The sequence below is a fragment of the Pseudonocardia sp. DxW genome (genome assembly GCF_058448985.1).
In genome coordinates this window covers 11704-28707 of the sequence record NZ_JBZFLK010000013.1, presented here as the reverse complement: position 1 = coordinate 28707, position 17004 = coordinate 11704, and the positions used below count along the sequence as shown (strand labels likewise).

Sequence of the window (17004 nt, the reverse complement as noted above, 5' to 3'; positions counted from 1 at the left end):
CTCGTTAGAGTGCAGATCGCGGGCACGCTCCGCCCGGTCCGGCACCTCCGCCCACCACCCCCAGGAGAGGGACGCATCGTGACCGTCATCCCGGAACCGCATCCCGTCCTCGACCAGGTCACCCGGCGGGTCGTCGCCCGCTCGGCGACCACCCGCGCCGGCTACCTCGAGCGCATCCGTGCGGCCCGGCGGGCCGCCCCGGCCGGTCCCGGCCGGGAGAGCCTCGGCTGCGCGAACCTCGCGCACGGCGCCGCCGCCTGTGGCCCCGACAAGCTGACCCTCACCGCCACCCCGGCCCGCAACCTGGCGATCGTCACCGCCTACAACGACATGCTGTCCGCGCACCAGCCGTTCGAGGGCTATCCGGAGCTGATCCGCTCGGCCGTTCGCGAGATCGGCGGGGTCGCCCAGGTCGCCGGCGGCGTGCCCGCCATGTGCGACGGCATCACCCAGGGCCGCGCCGGGATGGAGCTGTCGCTGTTCTCCCGCGACGTCATCGCGATGTCCACCGCGGTCGCCCTGAGCCACGACATGTTCGACGCCGCGGTGCTGCTCGGCGTCTGCGACAAGATCGTCCCCGGGCTGGTGATGGGCGCGCTGTCGTTCGGCCACCTGCCGGTGCTGCTGGCCCCGGCCGGCCCGATGCCGTCCGGCCTGCCGAACAAGGAGAAGGCCAGGATCCGGCAGGCGTTCGCGGCCGGCGAGGTCGGCCGCGACGAGCTGCTGGAGGCCGAGTCGCAGAGCTACCACGGGCCGGGGACCTGCACGTTCTTCGGCACCGCGAACTCCAACCAGCTGCTCATGGAGGTCATGGGCCTCCATCTGCCGGGCTCTTCGTTCGTCAATCCCGGCACCCCGCTGCGGGCGGCGCTGACCGCCGAGACCGCGCGCCGCGCGCTCGCCGCCGCCGACGACCCGGACCGGGCGATGGGCGAGATCGTCGACGAACGGGCGGTGCTCAACGGGATCGTCGCGCTGCTCGCCACCGGCGGCTCGACCAACCACACCATGCACCTGGTCGCGATGGCCGCGGCGGCGGGCGTCCGGATCACCTGGGACGACTTCTCCGACCTGTCCGCGGTCGTCCCGCTGCTCGCCCGGATCTACCCCAACGGGCACGCCGACGTGAACCACTTCCAGGCCGCCGGCGGGATGTCGCTGCTGGTCCGGGAGCTGCTCGGGGCCGGCCTGCTGCACGACGACGTGCGCACCGTCGACGGGCCCGGCCTGCACCGCTACACCCGCGAGCCGTTCCTCGACGACGGGCGGCCGGTGTGGCGGGAGGGCCCGGCCGAGAGCCTGGACAAGTCCGTGCTGCGCGGCGTCGGCGACCCGTTCTCGCCGGACGGCGGGCTGCGCGTGCTGCACGGCAACCTCGGCCGCTCGGTGGTCAAGACCTCCGCAGTCGAGCCGGACCACCGGTTCGTCGAGGCACCCGCCGTCGTCTTCGACGACCAGGACGACCTGCTCGCCGCCTACCGGGCCGGCGAGCTGGACGGGCGGGACTTCGTCGCCGTCGTCCGGCACCAGGGCCCGCGCGCCAACGGGATGCCCGAGCTGCACAAGCTCACCCCCGCGCTCGGCGTGCTGCAGGACCGCGGGCAGCGGGTCGCCGTCGTCACCGACGGCCGGATGTCCGGCGCGTCCGGCAAGGTCCCGGCCGCCCTGCACGTCACCCCGGAGGCGGCCCGCGGCGGCCCGCTGCAGAAGGTCCGCGACGGGGACCCGATCCGGTTGGACACCCTCAACGGCACACTGTCCCTGCTCGTCGACGCCGACGAGTTCGACGCCCGCGAGCCGGCCCGCCCGGCCGCCCCGTCCGGGCCGGCCTTCGGCACCGGCCGGGAGCTGTTCGGCGTGTTCCGCGCCGCCGTCGGACCGGCCGACGAGGGCGCGGTCGTCGCCGCCCCGGGATCCTGAGAGGAACCATGAGCGAGAAGCTGCTGGAACTGGCCCCCGTCGTGCCGGTCGTCGTGCTCGACGACGCCGGTGCCGCCGTCCCGCTGGCCCGCGCGCTGGTCGACGGCGGGCTGCCGGTGATCGAGGTGACCCTGCGCACCCCGGCCGCTGCCGAGGCGGTCCGCCGGATCGCCGCCGAGGTGCCCGACGCCGTCGTCGGCACCGGCACCGTCCGCACACCCGCCGACGTGCGGCTCTCGGTCGACGCCGGGGCGCGGTTCCTGGTCAGCCCGGGCGCCACCCCGCGGCTGCTGGACGCGATGGAGGACTCCGGGCTCGATCTGCTGCCGGGCACCTCGACGATCTCGGAGATGCTGGCCGTCGCCGAGCGCGGGCTCGCCGCGATGAAGTTCTTCCCGGCCGAGGCCGCCGGCGGCCGCCCGTTCCTCTCCGCGGTCGCCGGACCGCTGCCGGACCTGCGGTTCTGCCCGACCGGCGGGATCACCGCCGACAGCGCGCCCGGCTACCTGGCGCTGCCGAACGTGGCCTGCGTCGGCGGCTCCTGGCTCACCCCGCCCCACCTGGTCGCGGCCGGGGACTGGGACCGGATCCGGACCCTCGCGGCCGCCGCGGCGGCGCTGGGATAGGGTCCGGCCCGGTGTGCCGGGACGTCTGGTCGGCGACGGACGACGTATGGCCGTCGACCCCCGGAGCCCGTGAAGACCTCGAACCCGCTCGCCCGCACCGCCGGCGCCCTCCGGGATGAGTCCATCGGCGGGTTCCTGCTGGTCGGCACCGCCGTGCTGGCCCTGGCCGGGCCGCCGACGGGCTGCTCGCGATCTTCTTCACCGACGACCTGTCGTTCCCGCCGCTGCTGCTCGCGCTGGTCCCGCTCGCGCTGTTCGCGCTGGCCGTGCAGCGCGGCGTCCGGGCCTGGTGGCTGCTGCTCGCGCTCGCCGCGCTGACCTGGGTGCTGGGCCACGAGTCCGGCGTGCATGCCACCGGTCGCCGGGGTGCTGCTCGGCTTCACCGTGCCGGTGCTGGCCCGGGGCGGCGAACGGCCCGGCCCCGGGCAGCGCTCGCCCGCCGAACGGATCGAGCACACCATCCGTCCGATCTCGGCCGGGATCGCGGTGCCGGTGTTCGCCTTCTTCATGTCCGGCGTGTCGATCGTCGACGGCGACGGGATCGGTGCCGCGCTCGCCGACCCGGTGACGCTGGGCATCATCGCCGGGCTGGTGCTGGGCAAGACCGTCGGCGTGCTCGGCTCGACCTGACTGGTGCAGCGGTTCACCGGGGCCCCGGCTCTCCGACGACCTCGGCTGGTGGGACCTGCTCGGGCCGGCCCAGCGCGCCGGGATCGGATTCACCGTGTCGCTGCTGGTCGGCGAGCTGGCGTTCGGCACCGGCACCCCGGAGGACGACCACGTCAAGATCGGCGTATTGACCGGGTCGCTGACCGCGGTGCTGCTGGCGACGGTGGTGCTGCTGATCCGCAACGCCCACCACAGCCGGCTCGCCGCCGGGCGCGACGGGCCGTGAGCCACGGGCGCGGCCCGCACGGCGGGCGCCATCGTCGTCCTGCGGTCCCGACCCTGATCATGATCAACGGCGCGGCCGGTGGGCGGCCGTACCCGGTGTCGAGGGTTCCGCCGGGCGGCGGTCAGCGGTGGTCGGCGCGGGCGGCGGCGTGCCGGACGGCGGCGGGGGACAGGCCGCGCCGGCCAGAGTCCCAGTCGCCGGTGTCCGGCGAGAGGCAGGGCAGCGCGTGCACGAAGGTGCGGACCGGGGCGCCGTCCGCCGCGACGCCGCCGAGGGTGTTCATCCGCAGCGGCTCCGCGGTGCGGTCGATCGGGTTCCAGCACCGCTCGCAGAGCAGGTCGCCGGTCATGCCGCGCGGCCCTGCCGCTCGTGCGCCCAGTGGCTGCCCGCCGCCGCGCAGGGCGCGGTGTGCACCACCGCGTCCCGCCAGGTGACGTTGCCCGCCGCGTCGGCGTGGTCGATGTGCGAGAGCCGGTAGTGGCCCTCGGTGTCGGGATCGATCGGTGCGTAGCACCGTTCGCAGAGGAGGATCATCGTTCACGGCTCCCGGGGAGCTGTCGGAGTCGGATCCACCATTGTTGCTCAGGGCACCCTTACCTCACACCTGAATGTGGTCCGCGCCGCTCTGTGTCCTGGGGCACCTGAGCTGGGATTTCACGGCGGTTCGCGGACGCGCCGGGTCGCGTCGCGGTCGCTGTCGGTGCGCTCTCCTACACTCGGCGCGCCCACTCGACGATCACCCGGGCAGGACCGGACCGGGACAGGACGGAGCCGCCATGCGCCTGGTGCACGCCGCCGACCTGCACCTGGACAGCCCGCTGCGCGGCCTGGCCCGGCTCGGCGACTCCGAGCTGGCCGGCACCCTGCGCGCGGCGACCCGGCGGGCCTGCGAGAACCTGGTCGACGCCGTCGTCGACCTGCGGGCGGACGCGCTGCTGCTGGCCGGCGACGTCTACGACGGCGACTGGAAGGACTACGCCACCGGCGCCTTCTTCGTCCGGCAGCTGTCCCGGCTGCACGACGAGGGCGTCCCGGTGTTCCTGATCAACGGCAACCACGACGCGGAGTCCGAGATCACCCGGTCGCTGCGGCTGCCGCCGAACACCCACCGGCTGTCCGTCGAGCACCCGGAGACGGTGGTGCTCGACGATCTCGGCCTGGCCGTGCACGGCCAGGGCTTCGCCCGCCGGGCCGTCCTGGAGAACCTGGTGCCCGCCTACCCGGACCGGATCCCCGGCCTGGTCAACGCCGGGATGCTGCACACCTCGGTGCAGGGCGACGACCGGCACGACACCTACGCCCCGTGCCGCCCGGAGGACCTGTCCGGCTGCGGCTACGAGTACTTCGCGCTCGGGCACGTGCACGAGCGGCGCACCGTCTGCGACGGGCCGCACAAGGCGGCGTTCTCCGGGAACCTGCAGGGCCGCCACCCCCAGGAGCGCGGGCCGAAGGGGGCGCTGCTGGTGGAGGTCGAGCCGGGCGGCGCGGCGTCGATCGAGCCGCTGGTGCTGGACGTGGCGCGCTGGGAGCTGGTCGAGGTGGACATCACCGGCCTGGCCGGTGCCGACGAGGTGTTCGACGCGGCCGCGGCGGCGCTGCGCGAGCGGTGCATCCAGGCGGCACCGCGGGCCGTCGTCGCCCAGGTGACGCTGCACGGCGCCGGGCCGGCCGCGGCCGGGCTGACCGAGACCGAGCGGGTGCGCACCGAGCTGGACCTGGCCGCCGGGCAGGCCGGCGCGGTGCTGGAGAAGATCCGGAACCGGACCCGCCCGCCGGCCGATGCGCTCGCCGTCGACCCGGAGCTGACCGCCGCGGTGTCCGCGGCCGCCGCCGGGCTGGCCGGGGACCCGGACCGGGTCCGGGAGCTGGCCGCCCCGCTGGACCGCGAGGTGGGCCGCCGGCTGCGCGAGGCCGGCCTGCTGGACCTGCGCGACGACGCGCGGCTGGCCGCGCTCGCCCACCAGGCCGAGCAGCAGCTGCTGGCCCGGATGGCCGGGACGGAGGGCGACCGGTGAACCTGCGGACCCTGGTCCTGGAGCGCTACGGCGCCTACGAGGGCCGCGAGCTGGCGCTCGGCCGCGGCCTGACCGTCGTGTCCGGACCGAACGAGGCGGGCAAGACGACCCTGCTCGACGCGCTGTCCGACCTGCTGTGGGGGATGCCCCGCCCGGTCCGGCACGCCTACGCGTTCAGCCCGGCCCGGCTGGCGGTGTCCGCGCTGGTCGACGGCCCGGACGGCGAGCAGCTGCTGCGCCGCACCACCCGCGGCCTGCACCGGGTGCCCGGCGATCCGGACGGTCCCGCGGAGATCGCGGTGGACGCGCCGTGGGGCCCCGGGGGCGCCGAGGCCCGCCGGCGCTGGCGGGAGGGCTTCGGGCTGGGCCACGAGCAGCTGCGCGAGGGCGGCCGCAAGCTGTGCGCCGGCGGCGGGGACCTCGCCGAGCTGGTGTTCACTGCCCGCAGCGGCCGCGATGCGCGCGCGCTGATCGCCGCACTGGACGCCGAGGCCGACGCGCTGTTCAAGGAGCACCGCGGTAACCGCTCGGTGGCGGTGCGGGCCGCGTTCGCCCGGTTCACCGAGACCGAGCAGCTGGCCGGCGAGCGCACCTCGCGGGCCGGTGAGGTCAGCGCCGTCGCCGACGAGATCGCCCGGCTGAAGCGCCGCGCGGCGGAGCTGGCCCGCGCCCGCCGGTCCGCGGCCGACGGCGCCGACCGGGCGCGGCAGGCGCTGCGGGCCAGGGAACCGGCCCGGGAGCTGGCCGCGCTGCAGGCCGAGCGGGCCGCGCAGTGCGCCACCGGTGCCGCGCTCGGCGCGGAGGCCCTCGCCGAGTACACCCGGGCCACCGCGGACCGGGCCGCCGCCGAGCAGGAGCGGGACACCCACCGCGCGCGGGCCGACGAGCTGCGGGCCGCCCGGGCCGAGCTGGACCTCGACGAGGACCTGCTGGCCGACGCCAGCCGGGTGCGCGAGCTGGAGTCCGCCGCCCAGGCCCGCCGGGCCGACGCCGAGCGGGCGGCCCGGCTGCGCGCCGACGCGGCCGAGGCGCACCGGCGGGCCGAGTCCGCGCTGGCCGGGCTGGTCGCCGACGACGGCCGCAGCGCCGGGGAGCGGCTCGCCGCCGTGCACCTGCCCGCCGACCGGGCCCGCGATCTCGACGAGATCGCCCGCAGGCTGCACGACGCGCAGATCGAGGAGGACCGCGCGGAGCGGGTGTACGCCGAGGCGCTGGCCGAGGTGCGCGAGGCCGCCGACGTGCCCGGCGGGCTCGATCCGGACCGGGTCGGCCGGGTCGCCGAGGTGCGCCGGGCGATCGAGGCCGACGGCTCGGCGGCGGCACTGTGCCGGGCCGCGGTGGTCGAGCGGGACGCCGCCCGCGCCCGCCGGGCCGAGGCGCTCGCCGCAGCCGGCTACCGCGGGCCGGGCGTGAACCGGGCTGGACAGGACAGGGCCAGGCAGGGCAATGCTGTGCCGGGCAGCACCGTGCCCGGGAGCGCTGCGCCGGACAGGGTCGTGCCGGGCGGCTCCGTACCGGACGGGCCTGAATCGGACCGGCTTGTTTCAGACAGCGCCGTGCCGGTGCTCGCCCCACCGGTGCGCGAGGTCCGGTGGGCCCGCACCGCGCTGCGCACCGCCGAGCAGGAGCTGCGGGCCGCCGAGCGCGCGGCCGCCGACGCCGCGGAGCGCGAGCACCGGGCCCGCACCGCCCGCGACGGGGTCGCCGCCCGCGGCCGCCCGGTCGGGCCGGACGCGCTGGCCGCGGCCCGCGCCGAGCGCGACGACGCGGTCGCCCGGCTGCTGGCCGCCGACGACCGCGCCGCGTCGGCGGCGGCCGGGCGGGTCGCGGCGGCGGTCGCGGCGGCCGACCGGGTCGCCGACGACATGATCGCCTCCGCGGACCGGGTCGCCGAGCTCGCGCAGAAGGAGTCCGAGCTGGCCGCCGCGGCGGACGCGCTGGCCGAGGCCGGTGCGGCGGTCGGGCGGGCCCGCGGGCAGGCCGACGCCGCCGGATCGGCCTGGACCACGCTGTGGCGGGCGCACGGCGTCGCGGTGCCCGATCCGGACGACGCCGACACCGTGGTCGCCGCCCTCGCCGAGGCGACCCGCGCCCAGGACGAGGTGGCCCGCGCCGACGAGCGGCTGGCCCGGCTGCGGGACCAGGCGCAGGAGCAGGAGCGGGCGCTCGGCACGGCGCTGGCCGCCGCCGGGCGTCCGCGCGACGGGGCCCCGCTGGACGTGCTGCTGGTGGCCGCCGAGGACCTGGCGGTCGAGGCCGGGCACGCCAGGGACCGCCAGGTGCTGCTGGCCCGGCTGCGCAGCGAGGCAGAGCGGGCCGGGGGAGCGGCCGACGCTGCCCGGCACGACCGCGAGCTCGCGGCCCAGCGCTGGCGGTTCGCGCTGCGCGGGGCCGGGCTGCCGACCGACCTGGAACCGTCCGGCTGGGGCACCCGGCGGGACACCGTCGCCGACGCCCAGCAGGCCGGGGCGCTGGCCCGCCAGGACGACCAGGAGGCGACCCGCCTGGAACGGGCGGTGAACAGCCACCGCCGGGCGGTCACCGCGCTCGTCGAACGGCACCTGGACCGGGCGCCGACCGGCACCGCGCCGGCCGACCGGCTCGGCGAGCTGGCCGACCGGGTCCGCGAGGTCACCAAGGCGGCGGTCTCGGCCGGGCACCTCGACGACGGCATCGTCGACGCCGAGGACGCCGCGGCCCGGGCCGCCCGCGACGTCGCCGCGGCGGGGGCGGTGCTGGACCGGCTCGCCGTCGAGCTGGCGCTGACCGAGGCGATGGAGCCCGGCGGGCTGGAGGCGGCGGCCGAGCGCGGCGCCGTGGTGGCCGCGCTGGACGCCCGGATCGCCGAGCAGTCGCGGCTGCTGGCCGCCGCCGCGCCGGATCTCGACGCCGGCGAGCTCGTCGCGTCCGCGGCCGATCCGGGTGCGGAGCCGCCCGCCGGCACCGGTGGGGTGAGCCTGAGCGCCGATCCCGGGGCGCTCGCGGAGGCCCTGGACCGGGCCGAGGCGCACGAGCGGGAGCTGGGCGCCGAGCAGGACGGGATCCGCGAGCAGCTGGGCGGTCTGCGTGCCCGGCGCCGCGAGCTGGAGGAGGCCGAGGGGGCGGCCGAGCTGCACGCCCGCGCGCAGGAGGAGCTCGCCGGGGTCGCCGACGCCGCCGAGCGCTACCTGGTGCTGCACCTGCAGCGCGAGATCCTGCGCCGCGAGCTGGACGCCTACGAGCGCAGCCACGCCTCGCCGCTGCTGGTGCGGGCCGGGTCGCTGCTGGAACGGCTGACCGGCGGCCGGTTCGTCGCGCTGCGGCCGCCGTCCGAGCCCGGGGCGGGCGCCCGGACGCTGGTCGCGGTCCGGGCCGACGGCGAGGAGCTGACCCCGCCGACGCTGTCCGAGGGCACCGCGGACCAGGTGCACCTGGCGCTGCGGCTGGCCGGGATCGAGCAGCTGCAGGCGGACCGGACCGCGGCCGGGCTGCCGCCGGTGCCGGTGGTGCTCGACGACGTCCTGATGACCTTCGACGACGAGCGCGCCCCGGCCGCGATCCGGGTGCTCGCCGAGCTGGCCGGGTCCGCCCAGGTGCTGCTGTTCACCCACCACGAGCACCTGGTCGGGCTGGCCCGCGGCACCGGCGTCGAGTTCACCGTCGCCGAGCTGGGCCCGCCGTCGCGGATCGAGCCCGTGCTCGACGCCGGCGCCGCGCGCGCCACCCCGCTCGCGGGCTGATCCGCCGCGGTCCGCACACTGCGTGGATGGACGCGTGTGGTGAGCGGTTCGTGATCGTCTCCGGGGACTGCCGGGCCGAGGTGGACGAGGTCGGCGGCGGCCTCGCCGGGTTCGTGCAGGGCGGCCGGGTCCGGGTGGAGCCGCATCCGCCGACGGCGCGGCCGGCGAAGGGCTCCGGCGCGGTGCTCGCGCCGTGGCCGAACCGGGTCCGCGGGGGCCGGTGGAGCCTGCGCGGCGCGGCGCAGCAGCTCGCGCTGACCGAGCCCGCGGCGGGCAACGCGATCCACGGGCTGCTCCGGCACGTCGGGTGGACGCTCGCCGACCGGGCCGGCGACCGGCTGGTGCTGACGGCGGTGGCGGCGGTCCAGCCGGGCTGGCCGCAGCCGGTGCGGGTCCGGATCACCTACACCGTCGGTGCGGGCGGGCTGGGCGTCGAGACCGAGGTGGAGAACCTCGGGTCCGCACCGGTGCCGTTCGGCCTGGGCTTCCACCCCTACCTGCGGGTCGGTGACGTCCCGGCCGACGACCTGGAGCTCACCCTGGCCGCCCGGACCCGGCTGCCGCTGCGCGAGCAGCTCCCGGACGGTCCGCCGGAGCCGCTGGACCGCCCGTTCGCCGGGACCCGGCTGGCCGGGACCGAGCTGTACGACGCGTTCGGCGGCTGCGTGCCCGCGGAGGGCGACGACCTGGTCCGGCACCGGGTGGTCGCCCCGGACGGCGGCGGCACCGAGCTGTGGGCGGACCCGGCGTTCGGCTGGGTGCAGGTCTTCACCCCGGCGGACTTCCCGCGGCACGGCCCGGACGGGGTGGTGACCGCGGCCCGGGCGGTCGCGGTGGAGCCCATGACGTGCCCGCCGGACGCGCTGAACTCGGGCACCGACCTGATCGAGCTGGTCCCCGGCGAGCCGCAGGTGCTGCACTGGGGGATCACCGCCACCGGGTGATCCACTTCACCGGACGGCGCGGAATCCCGGTCGATGGTTGAGCGTTCTACCTTCTGTGACTGCGACGACCGCGACTGCTGCGACCCAGCTCCCCCTGCCCGTCCTCGACGACGCCGGCCGCACGGCACTGTTCACCGAGGCCCGCACCGCGAACACCTTCACCGACGAGCCGGTGTCCGACGAGACGCTGCGCTCGATCTGGGAGCTCGCCCAGTGGCCGCCCACCGCGGCGAACACCCAGCCGCTGCGGGTGACCTTCGTGCGCACGGCCGAGGCGAAGCAGCGGCTGCTGCCGCTGCTCGCCGAGGGCAACCGCGGCAAGTCCGAGCAGGCCCCGGTGATCGCGATCCTGGCCGCCGACCTGGACTTCCACGAGCACTCGCCGGTCACCTTCCCGGTCAAGCCGGACTTCCGGGAGGGCATGGAGGCGCAGGGCCGCGAGGGCCGTGAGGGCATGGCCCGGTTCAACGCCGGCCTGCAGATCGGCTACCTGCTGCTCGCCGTCCGCGCGCACGGCCTCGCCACCGGCCCGATGGCCGGGTTCGACGCCGACGCCGTCAGCGAGGAGTTCCTGCCCGGCGGCCGGCACCGCGCGCTGCTCGTGGTGAACATCGGACACCCGGGCCCGGACGCCTGGTTCCCGCGCCTGCCGCGGCTGGCCGCCGAGGACGTCCTCACCTTCGCCTGAGCCCGCGGGTCACGCCGCTCGCAAGCAGCCGTGCAGCGCCCCGAGCAGCCGGTCGGCCCGGTCGTCGACGTCCTCGGCGCGCATCTCGTTGGTCAGGAACGAGAAGCCGATCCGCCGCTCGGGCCAGGCGCCGTGCCGCCCGCCGCCCGCGCCGCTGTGCCCGAACGCGACCGGCTCGGGACCGAACGTACCGAGCCGGTCGGCGAGCTCGAAGCCGAGCCCGAACCGCAGCGGCCGGTCGTTCACCGCGTCGGTGCCGGTCGCATGCGTGCGCACCGCACGGGCCAGCGCGGCCGGCCGGACCGGTGACCGCGCCGGATCGGTCAGCGCCGCGTAGGCCCGGGCCATCGCGGGCGCGCCGGCCACCGCCGCACCGGCCAGCGCACCCGAGCGGTACCAGCCGGGGGAGTTGACGGCGTCGGCGTCGTCGAGCAGCACCCGGTACATCCGCTCGACGACCCGCCGGCGCCGCGGATCGTCGAGGAACGTCGAGATCCGGTAGCCGGGCGCCCGGACGATCCGGGCGGGCTCCGGCGGCGCGGTCGCCAGGAACACCCGGGCACCCGGCACCCGGCCGACGACCTCCTCCAGCACGACCCGCGGATCGGCGCCGCCGGTCGCCCGGCGCAGCAGCTCGGCGACCAGGTTCCCCCAGGTCAGCGCGTGATAGGCGACCCGGCTGCCGGGCTCCCACAGCGGTGTCTGGCGGGCCAGCGCGACGGCGCAGGCCCGGTCGTCGAGCGCGTCGGTGGCCGGCGGCTCCGGATCGAGGTAGGGCAGCCCGACGGTGTGCGCGAGCACCTGGGCGACGGTCGCGGTCGCCTTGCCGCCGGCCGCGAACTCCGGCCAGTACCGGACCACCGGCGCGTCCGGGTCGAGCCGGTCGGCGAGCGCCGCGCAGGCCGTCGCGGCCAGCCCCTTGGTGCCGGAGAACAGCACCGCCACCGTGTCCCGGGTCCACGGCCGCCCGGTCACCGGGTCGGCGAGCCCGCCGTGCAGCTCGACCAGCGGGACCCCGTCCCGGACCACCGAGAACGCCGCGCCGCCGCGCGCGCCGGCCAGCACGTCGGCGAACACGTCCGCGACCGCGGAGAACCCGGGCGCGACCGGGCCGCGCGGCGCGGACCGCGCGGCCGCCGGATCCCCCCTCACCGCACGGCGGCCATCGACGGCGTGTGCTCCAGCAGCTGCCGGGTGTAGGCGTGCTGCGGGTCCGCCAGCACGTCCTCCACGGTGCCCTGCTCCACGATCCGGCCGCCCTGCAGCACCGCGATCCGGTCCGCGACCTGCCGGGCCAGCGCGATGTTGTGCGTCACGAACAGCATCGCCGTGCCCAGCTCGCGGCGCACCGTCGCGAGCAGGTCCACGATCGCCGCCTGCACCGACACGTCGAGGGCTGAGGTGACCTCGTCGCACACCAGCACGTCCGGCGCGGTGACCAGGGCCCTGGCGATCGCCGCCCGCTGCCGCTCGCCGCCGGACAGCCCGCCCGGGTAGCGCCCGGCGAACGTGTCGTCCAGCCGGACCTGGCCGAGCATGTCCAGCACCCGGGCCCGGCGGGCGTCGGCGTCGAGATCGGTCAGGTGCCGCAGCGGCACCTCCAGCGAGCTGGCGACCGTGCGCCGCGGGTTCAGCGAGGCGAACGGGCTCTGGAACACGTACTGCACGCTGCGCAGCTGCGCGTAGCTGCGCGGGGTCGCCAGCGGCTCGCCGCGCAGGGTCAGCGATCCGGTGTCGAGATCGAGCAGCCCGGCCAGCCCGCGGGCCAGGGTCGTCTTCCCGGAGCCGGACTCGCCGAGCAGCATCAGGCACTCGCCGGGCCACAGCTCCAGGTCGATGCCGTCGAGCACGGTCCTGGGCCCGTAGCTCTTCCCGGCGCCGGTCACCTGCAGCAGCGGGGCGCCCGCGTCCGCACCGGACGGCGCCGCGTCCCGCTCGACGATCCGGTCCAGATCGGGCACCGCCGCGATCAGGCTCTGCGTGTACGGGTGCTCGGGTGCGGTGAGCACCTGGCGCACCGTCCCCGTCTCCACCACCTCACCGGCCTGCATCACGGACACCCGGTCGGCCAGCCCGGCGACGACGGCCAGATCGTGGGTGATGTACAGCGCCGCCGTCCGGGACCGGGTGACCAGCTCGCGGACGGTGTCCAGCACCAGGTCCTGGGTGGTCACGTCGAGACCGGTGGTCGGCTCGTCGAGCACGACGACGTCCGGCCGGTTCGCGAACGCGGCCGCGATCCCGACCCGCTGCTGCTGCCCGCCGGAGAGCTGGTGCGGGTAGCGGCCGAGGAACGCGTCGTCGCAGTCCAGCCCGACGTCGGTCAGCACCTCCTGCACCCGCGCACCGACGTCGCCGTCGTATCCGTGCGCCTCCAGCACCTCCGACACCTGGGTGCCGATCCGCAGCAGCGGGTTCAGCGACAGCGCCGGGTCCTGCGGCACGTAGCTGACCAGCCGCCCGCGGATCCCGCGGATCGTGGCCGGCGGCACCGTGAGCAGGTCGTCGTGCGACTCGGTGTGGCCGTCGAAGCGGATGGTCCCGCCGGTGTGCACCAGCCCGGTGCGGAAGTGGCCGAGCGCGGCGAGCGCCGCGGTCGTCTTGCCCGATCCGGACTCGCCGACCAGGGCGAGGATCTCGCCGGGTGCGACGGCGTAGTCCACCCCGTGCAGCACCTCCCGGCCGCCGGTGGTCCCCACCCGCAGCCCGCTGCAGGCGATCGTCGCGGTGGCCGTGGCCGTGCCTCCCGGTCCGCTCGCGTCGTTCCCGGTCATGATGCGGCCTCCCCGGTCGTGTCGGCCGACTCCTTGGCCAGCGCGTCGGTGATCATGTTCGTGCCGACGGTCAGCACCGCGATCGCGAGCACCGGCAGCAGCACCCCCCACGGCGTGACGATCAGCGCGATCCGGTTCTCGTTGATCTGCAGGCCCCAGTCCGACGCGGGCGGCTGCACCCCGAGCCCGAGGAACGACAGCGACGCGACGTAGCCGATCGAGTACGTCAGCCGCAGGCCGAGCTCGACCATCAGCGGCCCGGTGATGTTCGGCAGCACCTCGGTGGCCAGGATCCGCCGCCGCGGCACGCCGTACATCCGGGCGGCCAGCACGTAGTCCTGCCCGGCGACCGACAGCGTCGCCTGCCGGGCGACGCGGGCCACCCGGGGGATGTGCGTGATCCCGATGACCAGCACCAGCAGCCAGCCCGACGAGCCGAGCACGGCCACCGCCAGCAGCGCCAGCACCAGCTGCGGGAACGACAGCAGCACGTCGCCGCCGCGCATGATCAGCGCGTCCAGCCGGCTGCTGCGGTCACCGGCGGAGTACCCGGCGAGCATCCCGGCGATCGCGCCGCCGACGATGCCGATCGCGGTCGCGACCAGCGCGTAGAGCAGCACCGGCCCGCCACCGGCGAGGAACCGGGTGAGCACGTCGCGGCCGAGATCGTCGGTGCCGGCGATCCCGTCGGACTGGAACGGCCGGCCGGCGAAGTCGTCCACCCCGTAGCCGGTGAGCAGCGGGCCGAGCAGCGGGCCGAGCAGCGCCACCGCCACGACGACCAGCGTCAGCACCGCCCCGATCCGGGCCTGGCGGCGGCGGAACGTGCGCCGCAGCAGTCCTGCAGGAACAGCGGGGGCACTCATGCGCCACCTCCCGACGCGTGACGGATCCGCGGATCGGCCAGGATCCCGGCCACGTCCGCGGCGAGGTTCACCAGCACGTAGAACGCGGCGATGATGAGCGTGATCGCCTGCACCACCTGGACGTCGCGGTTCGCGACGGCGTCGATCAGCGCCTGCCCGATCCCGGGGTAGCGGAACAGGAACTCGACGACGACGACGCCGCCGGCCAGCCAGGCGAGCTGCAGCGCGATCACCTGCGCGACCGGCCCGATGGTGTGCGGGACGGCGTGCCGGACGAGCACCGTGCGCTCCGGCAGGCCCTTGAGCCGGGCCATCTCGACGAACCCGGCGTCCAGCGCCTCGGACAGCGTCGCCCGGGTCATCCGCACCACGTACGGGATCACCACCAGGGCGAGGGTGAGCACCGGCAGCACCAGCTGCTCGGGCCGCGCCCACACCGGCTCCCCGGGCCGCGCGATCGTCACCGATGGCAGGATCTGCAGCACCGACGTGGCGAACAGGACGACCAGCAGGACACCGATCACGAACTCGGGCAGCGCGGCGAGCACCAGGCTGGAGCCGGAGAGCACCGAGTCGGTCCGGGTGCCGCGGCGGGTCGCCGCCCAGGCACCGAGCGCCAGCGCGACCGGGGTGCTGATCAGCGCGGTCAGCACCAGCAGCAGCGCCGAGGCGGCGATCCGGCCGCCGAGCAGCTCGGACACCGGGCCCTGGGTGGCGGCGGAGAAGCCGAGATCGCCGGTGAGCACACCCCCGAGCCAGGACAGGTACCGCTCCCAGGCCGGCCGGTCGAGGCCGAGCTGCTCGGTCAGCGCCGCCACCCGCTCCGGGGTCGCCTGCTGGCCGAGGATCGCCCGGGCCGGGTCGCCGGGCAGCAGCAGCGTCGCGGCGAAGATCAGCAGCGACACGACGAGCAGCACCAGCACGCTCACCAGGAGCCGCTTCACGATCATCTTCGTCAGCAGGCTCATGCGGCCACCCACGCCTTCCGGAACTCGTATCCGGACAGCGACAGGCCGGTGCGGTTCGGGACCAGCCCGCCGACGTAGCCCTGGTGCGCGTCCACCCGGTCCGGGAAGCCCCAGATGAGGTAGCCGCCGCGGTCGAACTCGATCTGCTGGGCCCGGCGCACCAGCTGCGCCCGCAGGTTCGGGTCCACCTCGGACCGGGCCCGCCGGATGACGGCCTGGTACTCGGCGTCGTCCCAGTGGGTCTCGTTGAACGGCGCGTCCGGCATCGACGACTGGGACGCCTGCGGGATGTAGTTGCGGGTGTTCCAGAAGCTCTGCGCGAACTCCCACTGCAGGTACTGGTCGGAGAAGAAGGTGGAGGTGTCCACCCGGCGCAGCCCGATCTCGACGCCGGCCGCGCGGGCCTGCGTCGCGTACACCTGCGCGGCCTCGACGGTGCCGGCCTGGATCGGCGAGGTCACCAGCTCCAGCGACAGGTTCGGCCGCCCGGCCGCGGAGAGCAGCTCGCGCGCCCGCTCCAGGTCCTGCTCGCGCTGCGGGTCCAGGTATTCCGGGTCGAACCGGGCGTACAGGTCGACCGCGGGGGCGCCCAGGCCGGACAGCACCTGGTTCACCATCTGCTCGCGGCCGGCGACCAGGCGCAGCGCCTGCCGCACCCGGACGTCGTCGAACGGCTCGACGTCGACCCGCATCGTGATCGGCAGCCACGCCCCGGTCTCCGAGGTGAGCAGCCGGATCGACTCGTAGGACCCGACGACCTCGGTCAGCGCCAGCGGCACCTGGTCGATCGCGTCGACCTGGCCGGACAGCAGCGCGTTGATCCGCGCGTCGTCCTCGGAGAAGTTGATCAGCTCCAGCCGGTCCACCCAGGGCTGGTCCGGACGCCAGTAGCCGTCGTGCCGGACGAACGCGCTCTGCTGGCCCGGGCTGAACGACTCGAACCGGAACGCCCCCGTCCCGACCGGCCGCGTCACGTCGAAGTCCGCGGGCACGATGCCGCACGAGTACTCGCCGAGGTACTGGTCGAACACCGGCGACGGCTCGCTCAGCACGAACCGGACCTCCCGCTCGCCCGCGACGACGATGTCGTCCAGCACCCCGAGCTGGGACTCCCCGGACTTCGGGTCGTCCGGGTCGGTGATCCGGCGGAAGGTGGCGACGACGTCGTCCGGGGTGACCGGACGGCCGTCGTGGAAGGTGATGCCGGCCCGGATCGTCGCGGTCCAGGCGCGCGCCCCCGGCTCGGGGCGGACCGCCTCGGCGACGGCCGGCTGCAGGGTGTACGCGTCGTCCCAGTGCAGCAGCGGCTCGTAGAGGCTCAGCGTGCGGGCGATGTCCGGGTTGGTGGCCGGGCTGTGCGGGTCGAGGGTGTCCGACGCTCCACCGCCGGTCACCCCCACCCGCAGGACCCCGCCGCGGCGGGGTGGCCCGGCGTCCCGGGCCGCGGCGGGACCGCCGCAGCCTGCGAGCAGTGCCACCGCCCCCAGGCCGGCCGCGCCGGCGAGCAGGCGGCGCCGCGAGAACGGCGCCGCTGTCGGGCTGATCATGAACTTCTCCTCCGGGCAAGGCCCCGGAGTCCTGCCCCGGGG

15 protein-coding genes and 1 pseudogene are annotated in these 17004 nt (G+C 76.2%); 9 read left to right on the top strand and 7 right to left on the bottom strand.

Annotated elements, in window-relative coordinates; genetic code table 11:
• The first annotated feature begins 78 nt into the window (after positions 1–78).
• From edd to ACVJO7_RS20455, 5 genes and pseudogenes are all read left to right on the top strand, one after another.
• A complete protein-coding gene (gene edd, locus ACVJO7_RS20475; RefSeq protein ID WP_491674213.1) occupies positions 79–1920 on the top strand; it encodes a phosphogluconate dehydratase in 1842 nt (613 codons plus the stop codon).
• Between the two features lie 8 nt (positions 1921–1928).
• Positions 1929–2546, top strand: a complete 618-nt coding sequence (gene eda, locus ACVJO7_RS20470; protein ID WP_491674212.1) for a bifunctional 4-hydroxy-2-oxoglutarate aldolase/2-dehydro-3-deoxy-phosphogluconate aldolase — start codon at positions 1929–1931, stop codon at positions 2544–2546.
• Positions 2547–2728: 182 nt separating this feature from the next.
• Positions 2729–2842 (top strand): annotated as a pseudogene (locus tag ACVJO7_RS20465) (hypothetical protein); the annotation flags it as partial.
• A gap of 52 nt (positions 2843–2894) precedes the next feature.
• Positions 2895–3176 carry a Na+/H+ antiporter NhaA gene (locus ACVJO7_RS20460; protein WP_491674211.1) on the top strand — a complete coding sequence of 94 codons (282 nt, stop codon included), beginning with the start codon at positions 2895–2897 and terminating at the stop codon, positions 3174–3176.
• Between the two features lie 55 nt (positions 3177–3231).
• Positions 3232–3441, top strand: a complete 210-nt coding sequence (locus ACVJO7_RS20455; RefSeq protein ID WP_491674335.1) for a Na+/H+ antiporter NhaA — start codon at positions 3232–3234, stop codon at positions 3439–3441.
• Positions 3442–3562: 121 nt separating this feature from the next.
• Here the strand turns inward: ACVJO7_RS20455 and ACVJO7_RS20450 are convergent, their stop codons facing one another.
• Entirely contained in the window at positions 3563–3790 is a 228-nt protein-coding gene (locus ACVJO7_RS20450; protein ID WP_491674210.1) for a hypothetical protein, read from the bottom strand.
• The gene (locus ACVJO7_RS20445; RefSeq protein WP_491674209.1) at positions 3787–3975 is read right to left on the bottom strand and encodes a hypothetical protein; all 189 of its coding nucleotides are present in this window, start codon (positions 3973–3975) and stop codon (positions 3787–3789) included. The genes ACVJO7_RS20450 and ACVJO7_RS20445 overlap by 4 nt, the downstream gene beginning before the upstream one ends.
• A 242-nt stretch (positions 3976–4217) precedes the next feature.
• Between ACVJO7_RS20445 and ACVJO7_RS20440 the strand changes: the two genes are divergently transcribed.
• From ACVJO7_RS20440 to ACVJO7_RS20425, 4 genes are read left to right on the top strand one after another with little or no spacing between them, the layout of a single operon-like run.
• Positions 4218–5456: a metallophosphoesterase family protein gene (locus ACVJO7_RS20440; protein ID WP_491674208.1), complete on the top strand. Its 1239-nt coding sequence runs from the start codon at positions 4218–4220 to the stop codon at positions 5454–5456.
• Positions 5453–9175: an AAA family ATPase gene (locus tag ACVJO7_RS20435; protein ID WP_491674207.1), complete on the top strand. Its 3723-nt coding sequence runs from the start codon at positions 5453–5455 to the stop codon at positions 9173–9175. The genes ACVJO7_RS20440 and ACVJO7_RS20435 overlap by 4 nt, the downstream gene beginning before the upstream one ends.
• Positions 9176–9201: 26 nt before the next feature.
• Entirely contained in the window at positions 9202–10119 is a 918-nt protein-coding gene (locus ACVJO7_RS20430; protein ID WP_491674206.1) for an aldose epimerase family protein, read from the top strand.
• 55 nt (positions 10120–10174) lie between these two features.
• Positions 10175–10807, top strand: a complete 633-nt coding sequence (locus ACVJO7_RS20425) for a malonic semialdehyde reductase (protein WP_491674205.1) — start codon at positions 10175–10177, stop codon at positions 10805–10807.
• 9 nt (positions 10808–10816) lie between these two features.
• Here the strand turns inward: ACVJO7_RS20425 and ACVJO7_RS20420 are convergent, their stop codons facing one another.
• Genes ACVJO7_RS20420 through ACVJO7_RS20400 form a run of 5 tightly spaced genes read right to left on the bottom strand, consistent with a single transcriptional unit; the run spans position 10817 to position 16962 of the window.
• On the bottom strand, positions 10817–11959 hold the full coding sequence (locus ACVJO7_RS20420) for a serine hydrolase domain-containing protein (RefSeq protein WP_491674204.1): 1143 nt from the start codon (positions 11957–11959) through the stop codon (positions 10817–10819).
• On the bottom strand, positions 11956–13581 hold the full coding sequence (locus ACVJO7_RS20415; protein ID WP_491674203.1) for an ATP-binding cassette domain-containing protein: 1626 nt from the start codon (positions 13579–13581) through the stop codon (positions 11956–11958). Before ACVJO7_RS20415 ends, ACVJO7_RS20420 begins: the two co-directional genes overlap by 4 nt.
• Complete coding sequence (locus ACVJO7_RS20410; RefSeq protein ID WP_491674202.1) at positions 13578–14447, bottom strand: ABC transporter permease; 870 nt, start codon at positions 14445–14447, stop codon at positions 13578–13580. The genes ACVJO7_RS20415 and ACVJO7_RS20410 overlap by 4 nt, the downstream gene beginning before the upstream one ends.
• Positions 14444–15415 (bottom strand): ABC transporter permease, encoded by a 972-nt coding sequence (locus tag ACVJO7_RS20405; RefSeq protein WP_425563565.1) that lies wholly within the window; start codon positions 15413–15415, stop codon positions 14444–14446. Before ACVJO7_RS20405 ends, ACVJO7_RS20410 begins: the two co-directional genes overlap by 4 nt.
• Positions 15412–16962, bottom strand: coding sequence for an ABC transporter substrate-binding protein (locus tag ACVJO7_RS20400; RefSeq protein ID WP_491674201.1), 1551 nt, complete (start codon positions 16960–16962; stop codon positions 15412–15414). The genes ACVJO7_RS20405 and ACVJO7_RS20400 overlap by 4 nt, the downstream gene beginning before the upstream one ends.
• Positions 16963–17004: the final 42 nt, after the last annotated feature.

What these genes read in the sequence shown, in the direction of transcription:
- eda (WP_491674212.1), top strand. Translation starts at nt 1,929, where the DNA reads ATGAGCGAGAAGCTGCTGGAACTGGCCCCCGTCGTGCCGGTCGTCGTG.
- ACVJO7_RS20460 (WP_491674211.1), top strand. Translation starts at nt 2,895, where the DNA reads ATGCCACCGGTCGCCGGGGTGCTGCTCGGCTTCACCGTGCCGGTGCTG.
- ACVJO7_RS20450 (WP_491674210.1), bottom strand. Translation starts at nt 3,790, where the DNA reads ATGACCGGCGACCTGCTCTGCGAGCGGTGCTGGAACCCGATCGACCGC.
- ACVJO7_RS20445 (WP_491674209.1), bottom strand. Translation starts at nt 3,975, where the DNA reads ATGATCCTCCTCTGCGAACGGTGCTACGCACCGATCGATCCCGACACC.
- ACVJO7_RS20440 (WP_491674208.1), top strand. Translation starts at nt 4,218, where the DNA reads ATGCGCCTGGTGCACGCCGCCGACCTGCACCTGGACAGCCCGCTGCGC.
- ACVJO7_RS20430 (WP_491674206.1), top strand. Translation starts at nt 9,202, where the DNA reads ATGGACGCGTGTGGTGAGCGGTTCGTGATCGTCTCCGGGGACTGCCGG.
- ACVJO7_RS20415 (WP_491674203.1), bottom strand. Translation starts at nt 13,581, where the DNA reads ATGACCGGGAACGACGCGAGCGGACCGGGAGGCACGGCCACGGCCACC.
- ACVJO7_RS20410 (WP_491674202.1), bottom strand. Translation starts at nt 14,447, where the DNA reads ATGAGTGCCCCCGCTGTTCCTGCAGGACTGCTGCGGCGCACGTTCCGC.
- ACVJO7_RS20405 (WP_425563565.1), bottom strand. Translation starts at nt 15,415, where the DNA reads ATGAGCCTGCTGACGAAGATGATCGTGAAGCGGCTCCTGGTGAGCGTG.
- ACVJO7_RS20400 (WP_491674201.1), bottom strand. Translation starts at nt 16,962, where the DNA reads ATGATCAGCCCGACAGCGGCGCCGTTCTCGCGGCGCCGCCTGCTCGCC.